This window comes from Flintibacter sp., from assembly GCF_046973065.1.
This window is the reverse complement of the sequence record NZ_JBKVXZ010000001.1, coordinates 1-19,845: the sequence shown is the minus strand read 5'-3', so window position 1 is coordinate 19,845 and position 19,845 is coordinate 1. Positions and strand designations below refer to the sequence as shown.

The following is a 19,845-nucleotide window of genomic DNA, read 5'->3' as shown; positions in this document are numbered from 1 at the left end:
TATGACAGACGCGGCAAATATGCTTCCCGTTTTAAAGCAGAGCCTGCTGTTCCGGAACATGGAAGATCGTGAAATTCTGGAGGCGCTGGAAACCATCGCATCCCACCGCCGGGTCTATCCCAAGCGCACCCTGGTGATGCGGGATGGGGACCCTATGGACCAGGTGGGCGTCATCTTATCCGGGAACCTTCATCTATTCCACATTGACGCCAACGGAAACAGCAATTTAATGGAGAACCTGGGCAAAGGGGAGTCCCTGGGCCTGCTCAACGCCATTGGCGGATACCGCCTGCATATTTCCGCGGAGACCACGGAACAGACCGAAATTCTATTTTTAAATGTCAGCCAGCTCCTTCGAAAAAATGTACTCACTGCGCCAGTCCAGATCCGGTTTTTGCAGAATCTCACCCTTGCGGTGGCTCAGCAGGCCCACCGGCTGACCCGAAAATTGGAGGACAGCATCCACCGCTCTACCCGGGACCGCCTGCAGGACTATTTGTCGGGCCAGTTTCATCAGGCTGGGAACCGCACCTTCTCCATTCCCTTGAATCGGCAGGATCTGGCTGACTTCCTCTTTGTCGACCGCAGCGCCATGTCCAATGAGCTGTGCAAAATGCGGGACGAGGGACTTTTAAAATTTGAGAAAAGTAAATTTGAACTTCTGATTGAGATGCCCATTACCGAAGAGGAACCGGATCCCAATCGCTGAGTGGATGACAGCATAAAAAATGTGCTCTGAAGCAGACCTTACGTCCTTCAGAGCACATTTTTTGTCTTTGGTTGTCTGGACAACCGTTCCGGTATCTCTTTCTTGCTATGATGAGATCAGCCTCAGGACACGCAGCCGTCTGCTGCCCACACAGGAGGCGACTTCAAACCAATACAGGAGGAATCTTTTATGAAACAAAACGACCATCTGTCTTACACCATATTAGACGCAGAGTACCAGGTGCTTGACGCGGAGCAGCCGGTAAACCGGGGCGTCCGCCGAGGTATCCTCATTACGGCGCTGATCCTGGTGGCACTGGGCCTGTCCGCACTGATATTTCCAGAGGTGATCGGCACCGGACTTGCCTTTTTCATCACCGCAGGCCTGTTTCTGTACGGCTTATCCCAGAGCCTGCTCTTTTTCCAGGCTTCGAAAGAGATGCGCAGCGGCTGGACCTTAGCTAACGGCCTTTTGTTGCTGGTATTCTCCTGGATCACCATGTTCAGCGCATTTATGGGTGAGCTTGGGTTGCTGCAAATGATCTCCGCCATCTCGTTCCTCATGGGACTTCTCACCGCATCCATCGGCCTGAGCCAGATCTCCGCCGCTATTACAGCCGGAAGCCAGCTGCCCGACCGCGGGTGGATCTTTCTGGGGGGAGGCCTGAATCTGCTGCTCAGCCTGTTCATGTGCATCAACCCCGTGGTCAGCTGGTTCGCCCTGACCACAGCTTGGGGCATCTATCTGATCGCAGCCGCCATCGCTTTGCTGTTTCTTGTATGGTCAACACGGTCCAAGGCACACGCTTGACCGGGCCGATTGACAACCCGATTCCATGCTCCCATGTTCCGGCCTGACAAAAGCGCGTTGGCTGTGCAACCGCATGTATCCCCGTAACCTGTCATAATAAAACCATACCACAGCAAAAGAAAGGTGGATTCCGTATGAATTCCAAACTCAATATAACAAAAACCAAGCAGGAAACAACAGAGCTTCTCAACCAGAAACTGACTGACGCCATGATGGCCGCCCTGAAAACCGTCCACAGCGCCGCTTCCCCCGACTCCACAGATCTGGAGGACCTAGCCTTTCAGCGCAAAGGCCAGGAGGTCCTGGGCCGCCTGATGTCCCCGCCCATCGGCTTTAGCTGGGAGCCCTTCTCCCTGGATGAGATGCCCATGGCCTGGGTCCGTCCGGAGCGTGGACATGACCGCAACAAGGTGATCCTCTATTGTCACGGTGGCGGATACACCAGCGGAAACCTGGGCTATGCCAGGGTATTGGCCGCAAAAATGGCCAGTGCCACGGGCTGCGAGGTTTTGGCCTTCCAGTACCGGCTAGCCCCTGAGTTTCCCTATCCCGCCGCGCTGGAAGATGCGCTGGCTGCCTGGGAGTATCTCATGCACCAGGGCTGGGGAGCCCGAGACATCATCCTGGCCGGAGACTCCGCAGGAGGCAATCTGGCCCTGGAGCTGACCCTCGCCCTCAAGGAGCAGGGACGCTTCCTGCCCGGACGGCTGGTCCTCTTTTCTCCCTGGACCGATATGACGGCCAGCGGCGATTCCTACACCCAGCGGGAGGAGCTGGACCCCATGCTCACCAACCGCTACATCCAGTCCGTTCGCAGCGCTTACGCCCCGGACGCCGATTACAGCCAGCCGTGCTTTTCGCCCCTGTTTGGCGATTTGACCGGGTTTCCTCCCACTCTGATTCAGGTGGGAGAGCGGGAGATCCTCTACTCCGATTCTACACGGCTCCAGGATGCTCTGATCGCCGCAGGCGTTCCCTGTGTTCTTCAGAGCTGGCCGGATATGTGGCACGTCTTCCAGATGTTCCCCCTGAAAAGCGCGGGGGAGGCCATGACCGCAGTGGCAGACTTTCTCCATCAGCTTGGATAGCAAAAAACAGTGCCTGCCAGATGGCAGGCACTGTTTTTTAAGTCTCAGAAGTGGAAGCGGCGGCGCACCTGACGGCGCAGGTTGGGCCGGGTGCGGATCACCGCCAGCGGCAGCATCATCGTGATCCCAACCGCTGCGGCAATGAGGGACCACATAGGGTGGTAGGCCCCCAAAAAGCGGTCAATCACAAACTCCAGCCACAGCAGGAAGAGCACGATGCCGCTCAGAACCAGCAGGCTTCGGCTGAGGAACGAGCGCTTGCGCGCGGTCTGCCAGATGATCAGCAAAAGCAGCGAGAATCCGGCCCACACGGGCAGGGCGATGCCAACAAGCCAGCTCTGCCCATGGGTAGCCGCACTGATCAGCACCAGCAGACCACCCACAGCCAGCAGATCGAGAAGAAGGAAAACCACCGACGGCACCTTCCGCAGCACAAGGGGCGGCACCAGCCATACCCACAGCATGGCGCAGGCTCCCATGACGAACCAGGACCAGGGGACACCCCGCCACAGGAGAAACAGATTCAAAAGGCCGCAGCAGACGGAGGCACACAGCGCCATGGCACTGAGCAGCATGGCAAGTTCCTTCCGGTCCACCGGCTCCACTTCCTGGCGCTCCAGGGGGAAATTGGGGGTCATTTCCGTATCCGGAGGACAGACCGGATTGATGACAGGAGTCTGGCACAGCGGACATTGTACCGCATCCCCATCCAGCTCTACTCCGCAGTTGACACAGTATGACACGACACACACTCCTTTCGGTTGGAGGTCACTTTCACATGCAGCCCCTCCCGCACCAAGGTTTGGAAAAATTCCCGTTCCACATCGCTTTCCTTCACCGTACCTGCAAAGGTGATCTCCATCGTATCGCCAAAGCTGATGGCCGCACAGTTGACCCGGGGGGTGTAGGACTGCCCCAGCACCACCTCCATATGGTGGATACAGGGCTTCATCTCCTCGGGCACCTGGAAAATTCCCGGGTTGGTAAAGGTAGTGGAGTAGGGACGGCTCCCGGCAATGCGGTATCCCAGATCCATGGCCAGGTTCTTTACCGGAGAGGGCACCAGCTGCAGGGGCAGCGTATGCTGGAGCGAAACATTTTTGGTGATGACCGCCTGCATCTCCTGCCTGGTGATGTGCAGGCGCATATGGTGGTGGACCTGGGCGATGATCTCATCCAGCGTGTAGTCGCCCAGCTCCGGGTTAATGCTGGGCCGCACCGTGAGGATAAAATTGCGCAGCGTCTCCGAGGGAAAATAGGGCCGCAGGTTGATGGGCACCGCCAAAGAAACCGGAAGCTCCCGCCTGCGTCCCTCCCGGCGCTGGCGAATCAGAATGGATTGCAGCAGGATGGCGGCCAAATATTCCGTAATGGAGGCCCCGTGCCGCTTGGCTGCGGCATGGAGATCCCGCACCGAGACAAACCCCATGGTGGTATTCAGTGTGTAGAAGGGCTCTGGGGTTCCGGTACAGGCGTAGGCTTTGGGCTCCCGCATGCTGAGATGGACCTTGGAGTGAGCATACCGGGCGTAGGCGTCCTCCCACTCCTCCGGCCTGGGCGGCTGCGTGATGTCCAAAATCCCGTTGGTATTGGGAATTTCGTGACCCATCTCCCTTAAATATACCGCCAGCAGTGTTTTGAAGAGCACCAGGGCTCCGCCGCCGTCTGCCAGGGCGTGGAATACCTCCATGGAGATCCGCTTCTCATAGTAGAAAAAGCGGATGAGCTTATCATGGTTCTGAAACCGCACCGGCTGACAGGGATTGCGGATATCCCGCTGCAGGATCGGTCCGGGGGCATCGTCCCGCTCAAAATAGTACCAGAAAAATCCTCGGCGTATTTTCACCTGAAATCCGGGAAACCGGGGCATGGTTTTGTCGATGGCCCGCTGAAGAAGCTGCGGGTCCACCGGCTGTGTCATCACGGCGGAAAACCGGTACAGAGCGGAGTAACTTCCGCGCTGGATGGCAGAGTACATCATGGCCGCGTTATCCAGATGGTACCAAGGGTGGGAAGCAGAAGATTCCATATCTTTTTCCCTCCAAGCTGAAAGACTGTAACGCCTGAAACAGTGACCTCATTATAGCACAAAATAGAAGTTTTTTGAAATGCTGGATGGCGGACCCCAAAAAAGAAACACCCTTGAAATCGTTCAATTTCAAGGGTGTTTCCAGGTTATTTCTTAGTAAGCTACCGGCACGTCGATCTCCATATCCTCCAGGGGATAGGTGACACAGGGATGGATAAAGCCGAACTTCCGGTCCGCCTCCCGGCGGCCGTCCCGGCCGTCCGCAATACGATAACTGCCCGAGAGCCACTTGCTGTGACAGAAGCCGCAGCCGCCGGCACGGCACTTGTTGGGGGCATTCAGCCCGGCCCGCTCCATGGCCGTCAGCAGGGTCTCGTTCTCCTTGGCGGGAATGATATACACCTCATCCCGCATGTGAACGGTGAGTTTGAAGAGGCCGGGCTTCTCCACCGGCAGATCGCGGCAGCAGGCCGCATCCCGGTGTACCGCCTTTTGGGGCAGGTTCAGGGGTTCAAGCTCCTTGGCGATAAACGCATACATGGCGGGCGGTCCGCACAGGAAGAAGGTATGGTCGGTGAGATCGGTGTACTTCTTCATCAGCTCGGCGGACACAAAGCCCTTTTCGCACCCGGGCTGCTCCTCATCGCTGAGGACATACACCACCTTCAGGCCCTTGCAGCGCTCCGCCAGCGCGTCCAGCTCTGCTTTGTAGGCCAGCTGCGCCGCAGTGCGCGCACCGTAGAACAGGAGCATGGAGTAGCTCTCATCCCCATCCGCCATGCTGCCCGCCATGGACAGGAAGGGCGTGATGCCGCTGCCGCCTGCGATGCAGATGATATCCTTGCTGTCCCGCAGGGTCTCATAGTGGAACTCGCCGGAGGGCTCGGTCATTACAAAGCGGTCTCCCACCTTGGCGGATTTGTTGAGGTATTCGGATACAAAGCCCGCATTCTCCACGGCCAGCACCAATTTGTTTTCCAAGGCCTGCTGGGGCGTGGAGACGATGGAATAGGGCCGGCTGACTACGCTGTCCCCAATTTTCATCTGAAGGGAGACATACTGTCCCGCGCGGAAGAAGGGGAACGCACCGCTGTCCACCCGCTTGAAGGTCAGCTCCCGGATGGTCTCGGTGAGCGGCCGTGCGGCAACCAATTCCACCTGCATATAGCCGGGATGCAGCTTTTGGGCCAGCACGTTGGTGCGGTATTCCTGAGGCAGCGGTTTATTTTCCCCCTGGGCCAGCATCTGCCGGCGGGTGGGGACCAGCTTTTTAAACCGCAGCATATCCATAAACCCAAAGATTTGTTTCTTGAAGTTCATTATGCCTTCGCCTCCTTCTTCAAATCGCCTACCGTCTGCCGTCCGGACAGGTCGCCGGAAATATAGGCGCTGGAATATCCGCTGGAGCGCATGGCGTAGCCGCCTGCAAAGCGGATGCCCGGGTTCATCAGGGCATCCTCCTTCATCATCATCATGCGGGGCATCAGGCTGTCCCAATCGGCCGTCTCATAGCCGTAAATGACGCCTTCCGGATGACCGCAGTAGCGGGCATAGGTGGTGGGGGAGGCCACACAGATCTCCTCGATGGCGTCCCGAATCTTGCAGCCGGTCTCCCGCTCAAACACGCGGATCATGTCATCCGCCACCTGGTCTTTCATCTTGAAATAGTCCTTTTCGGTCACATTTCCCCAGTCGTCGGACATGAACATGGTGGTAAAATACATGATACAGGTGCCCTTGGGGGAGCACTCCGGGTAGGCGTTATTCAGGCAGACTGTGGCCTGGACGTGGTTGGTGCTGACCTTTTTCTTCAGATCGTACTGCTTGACGGTATCGGCGGCGTCATAAATAAAGTAGTTGTGGCTGGTAATCCCCAGCTCCTCCGCGGAGCGGTTGAGGCCCAGGAACAGCGAGAAGCCACGGCCGGCAAACTTTCGGCTGTTGGTGGCCCGGACCATCTGCTCGGTCACGGCCTTCTTTTCCAGCATCTTGCCAAACACCAGATGGGGGGAGCAGTTGGCGATGATGTGGTGAGTCTCGATCATCTTGCCGTCGGTGAGCTGCACGCCGCAGATCTTGCCGCTGTCATCAGACAGGATCTTTTCGGCCTCGGAGTGGTACCAAATATCGCCGCCCAGCTCCCGGATGCGGGTATCCATAGCCAGGCTGATCTCATGGGAGCGCATCTTGGGCATCCAGGCATCCCGGGTGATATAACGAATGACCATGGAGCCGTAGTGCAAAAAGCTCATGCGGTCGCAGTCCACGCCCAGGTAACACCAGTAAGCGTTGATAATATTCTTGGCCTTCTGGGGCATTTTCAGGGCATCCAGCACCTCGTTGACCGAATAGCTGCCCGCCTTGACGAAATTGGGGAAGGTCTTCTTCATATAGTCGGAGTCGGTGTTGCCGTTGACGGAGTTGGAATAGGTCTGGGCATCCCGCACCTCGTTGCACAGCTCAAAGAACTCCGTGATGGATTTCCGGGATTCCGGGCAGTACTCCACCATCTTGTCGATAAAGGCCTGCTGGCCAAAGGGCATGACGCAGTCATACTTTTTATCGGTGGTAATGAGGTGGTACGCCTCGGGGATGCGTACCCAATCGATCTTGTCCTCCACGCCCAGGTCGCGGAACAGCGTGCGCACATCGCCGGGCTCTTCCGGGGAACCAAAATCATTGAGCTCATGCAGGCTGGCCTCAAATTCAAAGCGTCCCCGCTTGAAGCTGGTGGCAAACCCGCCGGGCAGATTGTGCTTTTCCAGCAGCAAACAGGAGTATCCAGCCTGCAAAATCCGAATGGCGGCAACCAGACCGCCGTTGCCTGCGCCTATGACCACCACGTCATAGGCTTTTTTCGCTTTTGTTGCCATAGTGTTCCTCCTTTTTATTCACACCAGCAGATTTCGTGACCGTTCCAGCCAGTGCTGTAGTTCTTCTTCCGTTTTGACCTGCTTATAATAGCTCAGCATGATGCGGTAATATTCGGTCAGCTCGGTGCTGATCTCCTCTTCGCTGAAATTCAGGTAGCCGGTGGCCATCATCACCGCCATGGAGTAGCTGTAATACTGCATCCTGCGGTGCATTTCTGCCGCCTTCTGCCGGGGAAGCTCCAGGTTTACCTCCAGCTTATGGATGGTCTGCATCTCGTTGGGGTCCTCAAAGAGGGTTTCTCCTTCGTTCCGGTGCCGCAGGTAGACCAGCTGAAACAGGTTCTTTTCCCGCTGGGCAAAGTGCAGGAAGGAGAGGGCCACCTGTTTATAGCTGCCGGCGTCCTCACGGAGATAGTGTTCCCGGATATAGGCCATCAGTTCCTCCCGCAGGGTTTCCATGTTTTCAAATTCAGAGTAAATGGGCTGGGTGGAGCAGTTTAGGGCTCCACTTCCAGCGCCGCCTGTTCCGGCCTGCCGCTGAAATAGTGGTACTCCGCCAGCGCAATGTCTCGCTGGGGACCCTCTGCCATGGCCTGACCGTCTCCAGGCAGCGGCCCGGCAAGAAGGGGGTGTTCATCAGGGGCATGAGCATCCCGCTGTCGCACACGTCCTCCGGCTCGGGGGATTTCAGGGAGGGGGAGCCTTCCCCCTGTTGGGGATGGGCGGGCTTTTCCGCATTGGCGGGGATGGCCCAGGCCTTTCCAAACTTCCCCGCGCCGGGAATTCGCCCCTGGGTACACAGCTGCTGTACGCTCCGGGGGGAGAGATTCCATTTTTCGGCGGCCCGCCGCACAGTCATATAGTCCATAGGAACCTCCAAAAATAACCGTTTCTTCCTTTTTATTATAGAAGATGTCGGGCCAGGGGGTCAAGAGAGGAACAGGCCAACTATTTCTCATATTCCACTACATTTTCCTCCAAGAATGGGTTCCAAAGGCTTTACAAAATTCAGCGGTTATAGAATACAGATTTCTGACCAAACTATTTGTTACACAAGTAATACTAACAAAAATATTGTTTACTAATATTTTATATGATATTATATGTTTGAGGTGATGCTGATGCTCTCATACCTAAATGAGACCCTGGGTCTGTGCGCAACGGAACGACCATGGGACGATGCAGATCGTTTGCCCCTCTTTTTACGGAGCGGCCGCACATATTCTGTCCTCACCATTGAAAATACAGATCTTTTACTCATCTATCTGGATGTCGACCAGTTTCAACTCTCCGCATTTCTGAAACAGAGAAATAAACTCCTGGAATTTTGGAAGGGTGACATGGTGCTCTGCTTCCGTGCACTCACTTCGTATCAACGAAAGGTTTTAATTGAAAACCACATTTCTTTTCTTGTCCCCGGCAGCCAACTATATCTGCCATGCCTCGGTATACTGCTGCAGGAACGTACTGCCGCAGCCCAAAAAGCGGTTTCCAGGCTCTCCCCGCAATCCCAGTTTCTTTTGTTGTATTTTATATACTGCCATAATTCCACAGCGCTGACAAAAGTACAGTTATCTAGACAGATAGGAGTTTCGCCCATGAGCATTACCCGTTCCGTACAGGAATTGGAATCTCTTGGCCTGGTTTCTGTGCAAAAATCCGGCCGCAGCAACTATGTCACCCCAGTACGCACCGGCAAAGAGTTGTTTGATATGGCCCGGCAATATTTCATTGATCCTGTGCAAAAGCGTTTATATGTGCAACAAACCAACGAACTGATGAAATTACCGCTAAGCGGAGAATCTGCGCTTTGTGAACGCACCATGCTCAATATGCCTCCAGTTCCCTGCCGGGCAATTGACCGTAAAGCTTATAAACGTCAACAGGAAGCCGGACTGAAGCGTATCGAGCCTGCGTGGCAAAGCAAAACAGATTACATGCAGCTAGAAGTCTGGCGCTATGACCCGGTGTGCTTTTCCCATGCCGGCACGGTAGACATTGTCTCCCTGGCCGCATCCTTTCGCTCTCATCCAGATGAGCGTATAGAAATGGCGGTAGACGAAATGTTGGAGGACTATCAATGGTAACAGGATTCGAATCATTCCGTGCCCATTTTCAAGGGTATGAGGACTGCTACACAATTATTGGCGGGACGGCATGTGATATCTTGATGAGTGAGGCCGCCTTGCCCTTCCGTGCCACCCGCGACATCGACATGATCCTTTTAATTGAAAACCGCTTTGAGGAGTTTGCTCCCATTTTTTGGAGTTATATAAAGGCCGGTGGTTACAAGTGCGGATGGCGCAATTCAGAAGTGCCCCATTTTTACCGTTTTACAGAACCGCAACTTCCAAACTACCCAAAAATGATCGAGTTGTTTTCTAAGCGGCCGGATTTTCAGTTGGCACATCCGGAAGTTCACTTGACCCCTCTGCCCATCTCAGAAGACATCTCCAGTCTTTCGGCTATTATGCTCAACGATGATTACTATCACCTGATGTTGGAGGGGCGGCACACTGTAGACGGAGTTCCCATACTGTCAGCGGAATATCTGATCGTATTCAAAGCCAGAGCATGGCTTGATTTAACAGCGCGGAAAGCTGCGGGGGAACATGTCAATGATCGGGACATAAAGAAACACAAGAACGATGTGTTTCGCCTATTTGCCATCGTAGATCCGCAGGCCAGGATCAAACTCAGTCCATTCGTTGCAGCGGATTTCCGCCAGTTTATCTCTGCCATGGAAGATGAAGTGATTGACCTGAGAGCTATGGGCATCCAGGGAATCACTGTACCCGAGATTCTTTCTGCGTTGGAGAACATATTCTTATAGAATAAACTTACATATTGCTTTTACTCTGGTTGAGGCAGGCATGTTCAAGACAGAGAGATGGGCATAGCAAGGTTGTTTTGATCCAGCAAACCACAAAAAGCGAACTGGTTCCCCAAAGGATTTTATAACGGAAAACGCCTTGAAATCAAATGATTTCAAGGCGTTTTCCGTTATAGGGCATCTCCCAGGCCACTGTCAGATACCGCCGAGGGATTCTCAGCACAAATCTCCGTTATGGAAACGCTTATTTATCAAACACATAGTTGTCCAGGCGATTAAACGCCTCCTGGATACGGGAGAGGGGAGAGGCCATGTTCATGCGGATGTGGCAGGGACCGTTAAAGGCCCGGCCGTCCTGCCAGCCCACGCCCACGTCCCAGCCGGCCTGAATGACCTCGTCCAGGGTCCGGCCGGTGCGCTGGCAGTAGTCGGTCAGGTCCAGGAACAACATATAGGTGCCCTGCGGCATGGCGGCAAACACACCCTGGTAGTGGTCCCGGATATGTTCATAGGCATACTTGCAGTTGCCTTCCAGCACCTGGAGAAGCTCGTCCGTCCACGCCTGTCCCTCGTTGGAATAGGCCCCGATGAGGGCGTGCATGGAGAGGACATTCATTTCATTATAGTGGGTGGCATCACCCCAGGCCTTCACCCGGTCCCGGAGATAATCATTGTAAATGATATGGTAGCTGCCAATGAGGCCCGCCAGATTGAAGGTCTTGGACGGGGCGTAGACGGCCACAGTGTGCTCTCTGGCCCAGTCATTGACCATCAGGGTGGGGATGTGCCGGGTGTAGGCAATGTCCGCCCAGATCTCATCGGAGATCACCAGGCACTGGTTGGCCTCATACACCTCCATGGCCTTTTCCAGCTCCCAACGCTCCCAGACCCGACCTGTGGGATTGTGGGGGGAGCAGAAGATGGCCAGGTGGATATGGTATTTTTTCAGCTTCCGGTCCATGTCCTCATAGTCCATGCGCCACACGCCGTTTTCATCCCGTTTGAGCGGGCTGTACACAGATTTCCGTCCCAAGCCCTCCACATCGGCGCGAAAGCCCACATAGGTGGGACTGTGGAGCAAAATCCGGTCTCCGGGAGCCGAGAGGGTCTGAACGGCGCTGGTGACACAGCCGTGGACCCCGTTCTCATAGCCGATGTAGTCCCGCTTGAGTCCGGCAAAGCCATTGCGCTTGGTCTGCCAGTTTATGATGCTCTGGTAGTATTCGTCCCGGGGCAGGAAATAGCCGTAGAGAGGGTGCTTGGTGCGCTCGATCACAGCGGCGGCAATGGCCGGACAGGTGGCAAAGTTCATGTCCGCCACCCACATGGGAATGGAGTCAAATCCTTCCTTGGGGGCGGCGGGCTCGTTGCCCCACACCTTGTGGCCGATGCCGTCCACGGCAATGGAGTCCATGCCGCGGCGATCAATGATGGACGTGAAATCGTACTTCAAAGTCGTCTGCCTCCTTTCTTAAAATCGCTTTTGGATGGTACACAGAGTTTCCCGGTAAATGCAGTTTTTTATTGTGTTTTTCTTCATTATACAGACATTTGAGTACAATTTCAACGCATCATCCGCCGAGATTTCACTTATCTCCAACGCAGCAATAAGCAAATTTTAAAACGCCTGCCGACATTCTATTTTTATATCTAGAATGCCGGTAGGCGTTTTTCAAATCAGTTGCTTTATAAGTGCAGTCGACGCAATATTTTCTTTTTCCTCACCTTTATTTTGTACTGATATCAAGATGCAATTCAGTTAATGCAAGCAAGCTTGTCGCTGCACATTCCGTAAAACAGTACAGATGTACCATAAATTGTTCCAAAATAGTTTCACATTTAAACACTTCCTCTTTTCTCGGCTGTTGCAAATGTGGGCTTAAGGTGCTATATATTTATTGTAACAAAAAATAATGTTATTTATTTTCAAAAAGAGTTAAAAACGCACAACCGTCTCGCCATTTTGTGTGTTTTAATTTGAAACATTATTGGAAGGTGCCGCTATGATCAAACTACTGGTAATCGCAGACGATTTTACCGGAGCACTGGATACGGGCGTACAATTTAAAGCCAAACAAACCCTAATTCAAATCGCTTCAGAAAAATGCATTGAATCTCTAAAAATAAGCGATCACAACCTCCAGGTTTTGATTGTAGATGCGGAAACGCGACACATGACGGCACAGGACGCTTATCAGACAGTATATCAAATTGTTCAAACAGCAGTAGAGGCAGGAGTTCCCTGTATTTATAAAAAGACAGATTCCGGACTGCGGGGCAATATCGGAAGCGAATTGACCGCCGCATTAAATGCCTCAGGCAATAAACAGCTCCACTTTATTCCAGCTTTTCCTCTCATCAATCGTATCACAGTAAATGGAATACATTATATTGACGGCAAACCCGTCGCTCAAAGCGTATTCGGAAAAGACCCTTTTGAACCAGTACAAAGTTCCAAAGTAAAAGAAATTATTTACAGTCAAAGTCCTGTGCATACCCACTTAATGGGCTCCACCGTTCCCGACGTTCTCCCACAGGGCATTCTGGTGTACGACTCAGCTAAGGATGAAGATCTACAGCAGATCGCCCAAACGCTAAAGCTTCGAGGGGAGCTAAATTTGCTAGCAGGGTGCGCAGGCTTTGCCTCTGTACTACCAGATTTATTAGATTTAGATCGAATTGAACCTCAGTTTCCACCGATTCCACAGAAACTATTGGTGATCTGCGGCAGCATTAACCCAATCACTCTGCGTCAGCTGGATGAGGCCCAGCGAGCCGGTGCTCCACGAATCCAACTTACACCGGAGCAAAAACTGGATGACCGTTGGCTGACCAGTCCAGACGGGCTGCAGATCACTGCGGAATGGATGGCGCAGTTAAAAGACGCTCCTTTAGCTAACCACTTTGCGTAGTCCAAAACAAAAGGCAGAGACCGCAACTTCTATGCTGTTTGTCCCCTCAGGAATTGCACCACAAAACAAAACCGCCTGCCGCACTCTGTTTTCTGTACAGAATGCGGCAGGCGGTTTCAAATCAACACTTGGGCAGGGGAGGGGAGAGGAGCGGCACATACCCCACCTGTTTTGTACTAAATTTTGACCTCAAAAATGGCCAGATTTAGTACAAGGGATCCCGGAGGCCTGATCCGAGACCTTCCGGTTTGAGAAAAGGAAAAAGCCTTAAAATCGTTGGCTTAACAGTGATAAGGAACTAAATCACTTATCAACTGTTAGCTGACGGTTTTCGGGTGCATACGAAACTCCCGTCTGATTCCTAACAGGAATTAGGCGGGAGTTTTTCTTGTTAACAGAGCCTATATTGGAGGATAGCATTATGAAAACATTACTTTCCTGTGAATTTAACATGGACACAGGTTGCGTTGAACTAAGATATTCCGACGGCAGCATGGTTTCCCTCAACTGCACCGCCGTTGAGGATGAGGTGGCGAATAGTCGTTTCCAGTGGTCTGAACTGGACTGGCTCATCTACAACGATCCGCTGTCCTATGCAGAATTGATTTTGAATGGCGATCCGGAAGAATACCTGCGAACCGTAACGGAGGCTCCACAGTTAGATTTTGATTCATAAGCAAAACCGCCAGAGGCACATCCATGAGATGCTGCTTCTGGCGGCTTTTTTACATTTTGTCAATTAAAGCAAACACTACGGCTTGTTGCTCTTCACTCAATCTTGACCATCGTTCCAGGAGCTTCCTTTGTGAATCAGTCAGAGAAACCGGTGAATCTTCTTCTGCGAATAGCTGAGAAAGCGTGATGCCAAAAGCCATGCAGATTTTTTCCAACGACGGAATAGTGGGAACCATATTCTTATGATTGTTTCTTATTAGGAACGCTGTAAATACAAGGCTTTTCGGGGCCTGCAATCCGAAAAAAATAATATTTGATCTATCACATTACGCAGAAAGCCGTCCAGGTGCTATCTTGGGCGGCTTTTTTGCGTGGATAGACCGGAAGGAGGTAGAAAAATAATTACAGAAATTTAAGCTCGAAAATTGTGCAACTTTCACGAAAAGGAGGTTAGTGAATGGCAGATGAAAAACTGAACACGGGCCCCGAGGTGCAGAAAATCGAAGAGGCCCCCGCGCCCGCTGTGGCTGATCCGGCTCACGGGGAGGCCGCCGTTCCCGAACACCCGCCGGAACAGGCCGGGCCTGCCGATCCCGGAGATGTGGTAATCTCTGCGGAGCAGATTGACGCGCTCATGGCAGAAAAGCGGCAGGCGGCCCGGGCCGAGGTGGAAAAGGCAGAGGCATCCCGCGAACAGGAGGCCGGGGCTCCTGCACCGGAGCATCCTGTCGCTGAAAGCAAGAAAGCTGAAAAGCCGCGCCGTGGCCGTCCCCCTAAGTCTGATAAAACAGAGCGCCCCGGGCCGGAGGCTGAAAAAGAACCCAAAAAGGCCGGGCCCCGCAAGGGCCGCCCGTCTAAGGCTGACAAGGCGGCCCCCGACAAGGCCCAGCCGTCACAACGAGACAAATTGTCCCGAAGTGGCGGGAAGGCTCCCGAAGCTCCTGCTCCCCCGGATGCCGGAAAGGATAAGCCCGCAAAGGAGGCCGCTCCCCCGGAGCAGGGTGTGACGGAGCCGACTGTACCGCCCCGCCCTGTGGAGGAGGGAAAGCTGGTCTATCTGAAACTTTCCGAGCTCCACCCGTTCCATACATTCCGCCCCCATCCGTTCAAGGTGCGGGACGATGCCAAAATGCAGGAAACGGTGGCATCCATCAAGCTCAACGGCGTTATGGTGCCCGGACTTGCCCGCCCGGAAAAGGATGGAAACGGCTATGAGATTGTGGCAGGCCATCGCCGCTGCCGTGGCAGCGAACTGGCCGGGCTGGAGGAAATGCCCTTTATTGTCAGGGATATGACCGACCACGAGGCGGTGGAGGCCATGAAGGACAGCAACAAACAGAGGGATCAAACGCTCCCCAGCGAACTGGCCGCCCTTTTGGATCTGGAGGTAGAGGACATCAAGCACCAGGGCTCCCGGCTGAAAGGTGTGGCCGAGGGCGATGTGGGGAAACGCTCGGTTGAGATTGTGGGCGAGGCGCATGGCATGAACTATAAAAAGGTTATGCGGTATCTGCGCCTTAACCACCTTGTCCCGGAGCTCATGGATAAGGTGGACGATAAAAAGATGGGCTTCATGCCTGCGGTGGAGCTTTCCTATATCAAGCCGAAAAACCAAAGGCTGATTGCCGTTTCCATTGACGGAGAACAGGCGTCCCCATCTCTGGCCCAGGCGAAACAGCTCCGGGAGCTGGATAAGGAAGGCAAGCTCAACGGCGATGTGATTGACGGCATATTAAGCGAAAAGAAAAAGGAGGATCGCGGCGTGATTATTTCGATGGCTGAACTGGAGAAGTATTTTGGCAAGGAGGCCACTCCCGCCAAAATGAAGGAGCAGATCATGACTTTGCTGGACGAGTGGAAGGAGAAACAGCCGCCCGAGCTGGCAAAAGCCCCGAAAAAGATGGAAAAAGACAAGTAACCCGACCACACTTCGAGACAAATTGTCCCGAGGGGGCCCCTCCTGCAGAGGGCTCTGTGGTGATATATCCCCCGTCGCCGCCTACCTTCCTGTACAGCCGGGAGTGGGCCGTCAAGGGTGCAGCGCACCGCCGCTTGCGGCGGCCTGCCCTTTACGGTCTGCCCCGGCTGTGCTATTTCCAGCGGCGCGGCGGGGGTATATATATCCTCCAGAGCCGCCCCCTTTCCCATGACTGGGAAAGGGCGGGGGGATTGGGCTGAAGTATCTTTCTTCAATGAATGGAGGTTTTGACAATGAAACGGCCACTTGCTTATATTACCGCCGGATGGCTTGGCGGTGACAGTGAAAACGCGGAACAGGCGGCCCGCTACTGCCGGGCGGTATATGAGGCGGGATTTTCGCCCATCTGCCCTACCCTGTATCTGCCCTTATTCCTCAATGACGCAGTGCCGGAGGAGCACAAAAGCGGTATTGACATGAGCCGCGACCTGCTCCGCCGCTCCCATGTGCTGGTAGTCTGCGGCCATACTATGACCGAGGCCATGAAAAACGACATCGCCGTTGCCCAGCGGCTGGGGATTACTGCTACCACCCTTGATGGCATCCTTACCGTCAAGGGACAGGGCCGCCGCTGATGGCGGCCCTTTTCGAAGCCTACATCACGAACCTGGGAAAATATAACGAGGGCGAGCTGGTAGGAGAAACGCTGAAATTCCCCACTACCACGGAGGAGGTGCAGGCGCTCCTAAAGCGCATCGGCGTGGATGGCGTGCGGTATGAGGAGTTTTTCATTACCAGCTTTGACGGCGATGTGCTGGGGCTCTATGACTATCTGACGGAATACGAAAACCTTGACGAGCTCAACCATCTGGCCTGCCTGCTTTCCGAATTAGAACAAAGCGATTTGGAGAAATTCGAGGCTGTGATTGACAGCGGGGAGCACACTTCCAGCGTGGCCGACCTTATCAACCTCACGCAGAACCTGGACTGTTTTGAATTTTATCCCGGTGTGGGGGACGATGAAACGCTGGGCCGTATCTATGTGGAGGACATGGAGGCTATTGATGTGCCGGAGCATTTGCTGAATTATTTTGACTATGAGGCATACGGGCGTGATATTCGGATCAATGATGACGGCCACTTTGCCCCCGGCGGCTATGTGCTGAATAACGGTGGGAAATTCATCGAGCACTACCACGGGATCGAGGATATTCCCGCCGAGCACAGGGTTTTCTCCTATCCGAAACTTTCCATTCGGGAACAGATGGCGGCCTACAAGGAGATTATTGACGGCTCCTCTTTGGAAGGCTCTCGGAAACTTTCCCATAAGGAGCGTGAGGAACGATAGGCGGCACTTCGAGACACTTTGTCCCGAGGCGGCCGCCGGAAAGGAGGCGGTATAACTGATTGATGAAGATGTTTCCCGGCGTACCATAGCAATTTCCGTCCGGGCAAGCAAGCTGACGGCGCGGGGCCTTGCCTATGTGCTGGGGGCTGTGGGCCGGAAGATCCGAAAGGCTTACCGGGAACGCCAGACGCCCCACGGCAGGCAGAGCGTGAAAAAGCTCATGGGACACGGAGCGGCTACAAACAGCATCGAGCTTTCCGGGGACACGAAGGTGTTTGACCGGGTGGCCCGGAAGTGGAATGTGGACTATGCCTTTTATAAAACCGGGCCGGACAAATACTTGTTGTTTTTCAAGTCGGGGCAGGCGGATGCGATCACCGCCTGCTTTTCTGAATACTCGCGGAAGGTGCTGAATAAATCCAAATCCCGCCGCATCCCCATCCGGGAACAGCTTAAACAGGCGGCGGATCAGCTTGCGAAGGAAAAGCCCCGCAAGCGGGAACGGGTAAAGGAGGCGGTTCGTGAGGACAGATAACATCAAAAAATATGTACTTCCAAACATCCCCTATCTGTTTGTGCTGTGGGCCTGCTTAAAGCTGGGGACGGCTTACCGGCTGGCCGCTGGCGCAGATTTCGCCCATAAGCTCATGGGCCTGGGGCAGACTATCGGCCCGGCCTTTGCCGACTTTGCGCCGGGGCTTGCTCCCTTTGACTGGCTCATCGGCATTGTGGGTGCGGCAGGCTTCCGCCTGCTGATCTACTTCAAAAGCAAGAACGCAAAGAAATTTAGACGGGATGAAGAATACGGATCGGCCCGCTGGGGAACGGAAAAGGACATCAAGCCCTTTATCGATCCGAAGTTTGAAAACAACATCATTTTGACCGGGACAGAGTTCCTTACCATGAACACCCGCCCGAAAAACCCGGCCAACGCCCGCAACCTTAACGCCTGTGTGATCGGCTCGTCCGGCTCGGGCAAAACCCGCTTCTGGCTCACTCCGCAGATTTTGCAGGCCAGCGCGGATAAAAACGGCGGATGCAGCTATGTGTGCGTCGATCCGAAAGGCGGGGTGCTCTCCCAGGTGGGATCTTTCTTACAGCGGCGCGGGTATCGGATCAAGGTATTCAATTCCATTGATTTTTCAAAATCCATGCACTACAATCCGCTGGCCTATATCAAGAATGAGGCCGACATCCTTAAATTTGTGGATGCGCTGATTTCCAATACCAAAGGCGAGGGCAAGGAAGGCGATCCGTTCTGGACGAAGGCGGAAACGCTTTTGTACTGCGCTTTGATTGCCTATATCATTTTCGAGGGCCCTGCCGAGGATCGGAACATGAATACGCTGGTGGATATGATTTCCGGCATGGAAGTAAAGGAGGACGATGAAAACTACTTAAACGCCGTGGACTATATGTTCAAGGGGCTGGAAAAGCGCAAGCCGGACTGCTTTGCGGTCAAGCAGTACCGCAAATATAAATTAAGTAGCGGCAAAACCGCGAAGTCGATCCTGATTTCCTGCGGGGCCCGCCTTGCGCCCTTTGACATCCCCCAGCTTAGGGAGATTATGGCCTATGACGAGATGGAGCTTGACCGCATCGGAGATCGGAAAACGGCGGTGTTCTTTATCATTTCGGACACCACGCAGACCTATAACTTTCTTGTGGCTTTGGCCTTTTCGCAGATGTTCAATCTTCTGTGTGAGCGGGCCGACAATGTTTTCGGAGGCCGCCTGCCCCACCATGTACGGGTGCTGTGGGACGAGGCGGCCAACACGGGACAGGTGCCCCAGCTCGAAAAAATCTGCGCGGTAATCCGCTCCCGCGAGGTATCGCTGACGCTCTTTTACCAGCAGTTGGCGCAGTGCAAAGCCATTTACGATAAACACGCGGAGACAATTCTCGGAAATATGGACAGCGTGGTATTCCTGGGAGGCCGTGAGGCGAGCACCATCAAGGAAATATCGGAAAACTGGCTGGGGAAAGCCACCATCTCCATGCAGACCGACAGCCGCTCCCGTGGGCAGTCGGAAAGCTACAGTCAAAATAACCAGCGGCTGGGCCGGGAGCTGATGACACCCAGCGAGCTGGCAACCATGCCCGGGGATAAGTGCATTTTACAGCTTCGGGGCCTGCCCCCGTTCTATTCCCCGAAATACGATTTGAAAAAGCACCCGAACTACCGATATACGGCTGAAGCCGACAAAAAGAAAAACGCCTTTGACCTTGACCGGCTCATTAACCGCCGCAGGCGGCCCGGGCCGGACGAGCTGTGTGAGGTGTATGCCGTGGCTGTGCCGGACGATGGGATCACAAGCGAGGACGAGGACATCCTCAATTATGATGACATCGACGATCCGGACGCCTTTGCATAAATAGGGCTTTGGGACAAAGTGTCCCGAAGTATGTAACCTGCCGCCAGAAATGGCGGCTTTTTTCATGGCCGGGAATACCCCGGAGAAAAGGAGGCTCTATGCAGTTTTTCACTTCCGCTATTGATACTTTGCAGACTCTTGTTGTAGCCCTCGGCGCTGGACTTGGCGTGTGGGGCGTTGTCAATCTGCTGGAGGGCTATGGATCGGACAACCCAGGTTCCAATGCTCATGTACGGTAAGGAAGCAAGCAACCGAAAACAAGAGATAGACCGCCA

At 54.1% G+C, this 19,845-nt stretch carries 20 protein-coding genes and 1 pseudogene; 13 read left to right on the top strand and 8 right to left on the bottom strand.

The annotated features are described in order from the left end of the window. Position 1: 1 nt before the first annotated feature. The 3 genes from ACLTXB_RS00105 to ACLTXB_RS00095 all read left to right on the top strand — a co-directional run bounded on the left by ACLTXB_RS00105 (position 2) and on the right by ACLTXB_RS00095 (position 2,607). Positions 2-709 (top strand): Crp/Fnr family transcriptional regulator, encoded by a 708-nt coding sequence (locus tag ACLTXB_RS00105; protein WP_428225942.1) that lies wholly within the window; start codon positions 2-4, stop codon positions 707-709. 189 nt (positions 710-898) lie between these two features. Next, positions 899-1,519 (top strand): HdeD family acid-resistance protein, encoded by a 621-nt coding sequence (locus ACLTXB_RS00100; RefSeq protein WP_428225941.1) that lies wholly within the window; start codon positions 899-901, stop codon positions 1,517-1,519. A 134-nt stretch (positions 1,520-1,653) separates the two neighbouring features. Beyond that, the gene (locus tag ACLTXB_RS00095) at positions 1,654-2,607 is read left to right on the top strand and encodes an alpha/beta hydrolase (protein ID WP_428225940.1); all 954 of its coding nucleotides are present in this window, start codon (positions 1,654-1,656) and stop codon (positions 2,605-2,607) included. Between the two features lie 44 nt (positions 2,608-2,651). Here the strand turns inward: ACLTXB_RS00095 and ACLTXB_RS00090 are convergent, their stop codons facing one another. The 6 genes from ACLTXB_RS00090 to ACLTXB_RS00065 all read right to left on the bottom strand — a co-directional run bounded on the left by ACLTXB_RS00090 (position 2,652) and on the right by ACLTXB_RS00065 (position 8,377). Further along, the gene (locus ACLTXB_RS00090; protein ID WP_428225939.1) at positions 2,652-3,350 is read right to left on the bottom strand and encodes a DUF6320 domain-containing protein; all 699 of its coding nucleotides are present in this window, start codon (positions 3,348-3,350) and stop codon (positions 2,652-2,654) included. Continuing rightward, the gene (locus ACLTXB_RS00085; RefSeq protein ID WP_428225938.1) at positions 3,323-4,636 is read right to left on the bottom strand and encodes a hypothetical protein; all 1,314 of its coding nucleotides are present in this window, start codon (positions 4,634-4,636) and stop codon (positions 3,323-3,325) included. Before ACLTXB_RS00085 ends, ACLTXB_RS00090 begins: the two co-directional genes overlap by 28 nt. A 153-nt stretch (positions 4,637-4,789) precedes the next feature. Beyond that, positions 4,790-5,956 (bottom strand): 2Fe-2S iron-sulfur cluster-binding protein, encoded by a 1,167-nt coding sequence (locus ACLTXB_RS00080; RefSeq protein ID WP_428225937.1) that lies wholly within the window; start codon positions 5,954-5,956, stop codon positions 4,790-4,792. Then, the gene (locus ACLTXB_RS00075; protein ID WP_428225936.1) at positions 5,956-7,509 is read right to left on the bottom strand and encodes a phytoene desaturase family protein; all 1,554 of its coding nucleotides are present in this window, start codon (positions 7,507-7,509) and stop codon (positions 5,956-5,958) included. The genes ACLTXB_RS00080 and ACLTXB_RS00075 overlap by 1 nt, the downstream gene beginning before the upstream one ends. Before the next feature lie 18 nt (positions 7,510-7,527). Continuing rightward, positions 7,528-7,968 carry a hypothetical protein gene (locus tag ACLTXB_RS00070; RefSeq protein WP_428225935.1) on the bottom strand — a complete coding sequence of 147 codons (441 nt, stop codon included), beginning with the start codon at positions 7,966-7,968 and terminating at the stop codon, positions 7,528-7,530. Between the two features lie 10 nt (positions 7,969-7,978). Further along, positions 7,979-8,377, bottom strand: coding sequence for a helix-turn-helix domain-containing protein (locus tag ACLTXB_RS00065; protein WP_428225934.1), 399 nt, complete (start codon positions 8,375-8,377; stop codon positions 7,979-7,981). Between the two features lie 235 nt (positions 8,378-8,612). Here ACLTXB_RS00065 and ACLTXB_RS00060 point away from each other — a divergent pair, with 235 nt between their 5' ends. Next, complete coding sequence (locus ACLTXB_RS00060; RefSeq protein WP_428225933.1) at positions 8,613-9,596, top strand: MarR family transcriptional regulator; 984 nt, start codon at positions 8,613-8,615, stop codon at positions 9,594-9,596. Further along, on the top strand, positions 9,590-10,342 hold the full coding sequence (locus tag ACLTXB_RS00055) for a hypothetical protein (RefSeq protein ID WP_428225932.1): 753 nt from the start codon (positions 9,590-9,592) through the stop codon (positions 10,340-10,342). Before ACLTXB_RS00060 ends, ACLTXB_RS00055 begins: the two co-directional genes overlap by 7 nt. A gap of 244 nt (positions 10,343-10,586) precedes the next feature. On the opposite strand, the gene ACLTXB_RS00050 is transcribed toward ACLTXB_RS00055, so the two are convergent. Further along, positions 10,587-11,795: a MalY/PatB family protein gene (locus tag ACLTXB_RS00050; protein WP_428225931.1), complete on the bottom strand. Its 1,209-nt coding sequence runs from the start codon at positions 11,793-11,795 to the stop codon at positions 10,587-10,589. Between the two features lie 550 nt (positions 11,796-12,345). On the opposite strand from ACLTXB_RS00050, the gene ACLTXB_RS00045 reads away from it, so the two are divergent. Together ACLTXB_RS00045 and ACLTXB_RS00040 are read left to right on the top strand one after the other, a co-directional pair. Further along, on the top strand, positions 12,346-13,254 hold the full coding sequence (locus tag ACLTXB_RS00045) for a four-carbon acid sugar kinase family protein (protein ID WP_428225930.1): 909 nt from the start codon (positions 12,346-12,348) through the stop codon (positions 13,252-13,254). A gap of 421 nt (positions 13,255-13,675) precedes the next feature. Next, complete coding sequence (locus ACLTXB_RS00040) at positions 13,676-13,930, top strand: DUF6061 family protein (RefSeq protein WP_428225929.1); 255 nt, start codon at positions 13,676-13,678, stop codon at positions 13,928-13,930. 49 nt (positions 13,931-13,979) lie between these two features. On the opposite strand, the gene ACLTXB_RS00035 is transcribed toward ACLTXB_RS00040, so the two are convergent. Next, positions 13,980-14,129, bottom strand: coding sequence for a hypothetical protein (locus tag ACLTXB_RS00035; RefSeq protein WP_428225928.1), 150 nt, complete (start codon positions 14,127-14,129; stop codon positions 13,980-13,982). A 257-nt stretch (positions 14,130-14,386) separates the two neighbouring features. On the opposite strand from ACLTXB_RS00035, the gene ACLTXB_RS00030 reads away from it, so the two are divergent. From ACLTXB_RS00030 to ACLTXB_RS00005, 6 genes and pseudogenes are all read left to right on the top strand, one after another. Beyond that, complete coding sequence (locus ACLTXB_RS00030) at positions 14,387-15,847, top strand: ParB/RepB/Spo0J family partition protein (RefSeq protein WP_196011294.1); 1,461 nt, start codon at positions 14,387-14,389, stop codon at positions 15,845-15,847. 293 nt (positions 15,848-16,140) lie between these two features. Further along, entirely contained in the window at positions 16,141-16,482 is a 342-nt protein-coding gene (locus ACLTXB_RS00025; protein WP_196011293.1) for a hypothetical protein, read from the top strand. Continuing rightward, positions 16,482-17,195, top strand: a complete 714-nt coding sequence (locus tag ACLTXB_RS00020; RefSeq protein WP_196011291.1) for an antirestriction protein ArdA — start codon at positions 16,482-16,484, stop codon at positions 17,193-17,195. Before ACLTXB_RS00025 ends, ACLTXB_RS00020 begins: the two co-directional genes overlap by 1 nt. A gap of 112 nt (positions 17,196-17,307) precedes the next feature. Beyond that, on the top strand, positions 17,308-17,730 hold the full coding sequence (locus ACLTXB_RS00015) for a PcfB family protein (RefSeq protein ID WP_207747301.1): 423 nt from the start codon (positions 17,308-17,310) through the stop codon (positions 17,728-17,730). After that, on the top strand, positions 17,717-19,570 hold the full coding sequence (locus ACLTXB_RS00010) for a VirD4-like conjugal transfer protein, CD1115 family (RefSeq protein ID WP_428225927.1): 1,854 nt from the start codon (positions 17,717-17,719) through the stop codon (positions 19,568-19,570). The genes ACLTXB_RS00015 and ACLTXB_RS00010 overlap by 14 nt, the downstream gene beginning before the upstream one ends. Positions 19,571-19,668: 98 nt before the next feature. After that, positions 19,669-19,797: pseudogene (locus ACLTXB_RS00005) on the top strand (Maff2 family mobile element protein); the annotation flags it as partial. Positions 19,798-19,845: the final 48 nt, after the last annotated feature.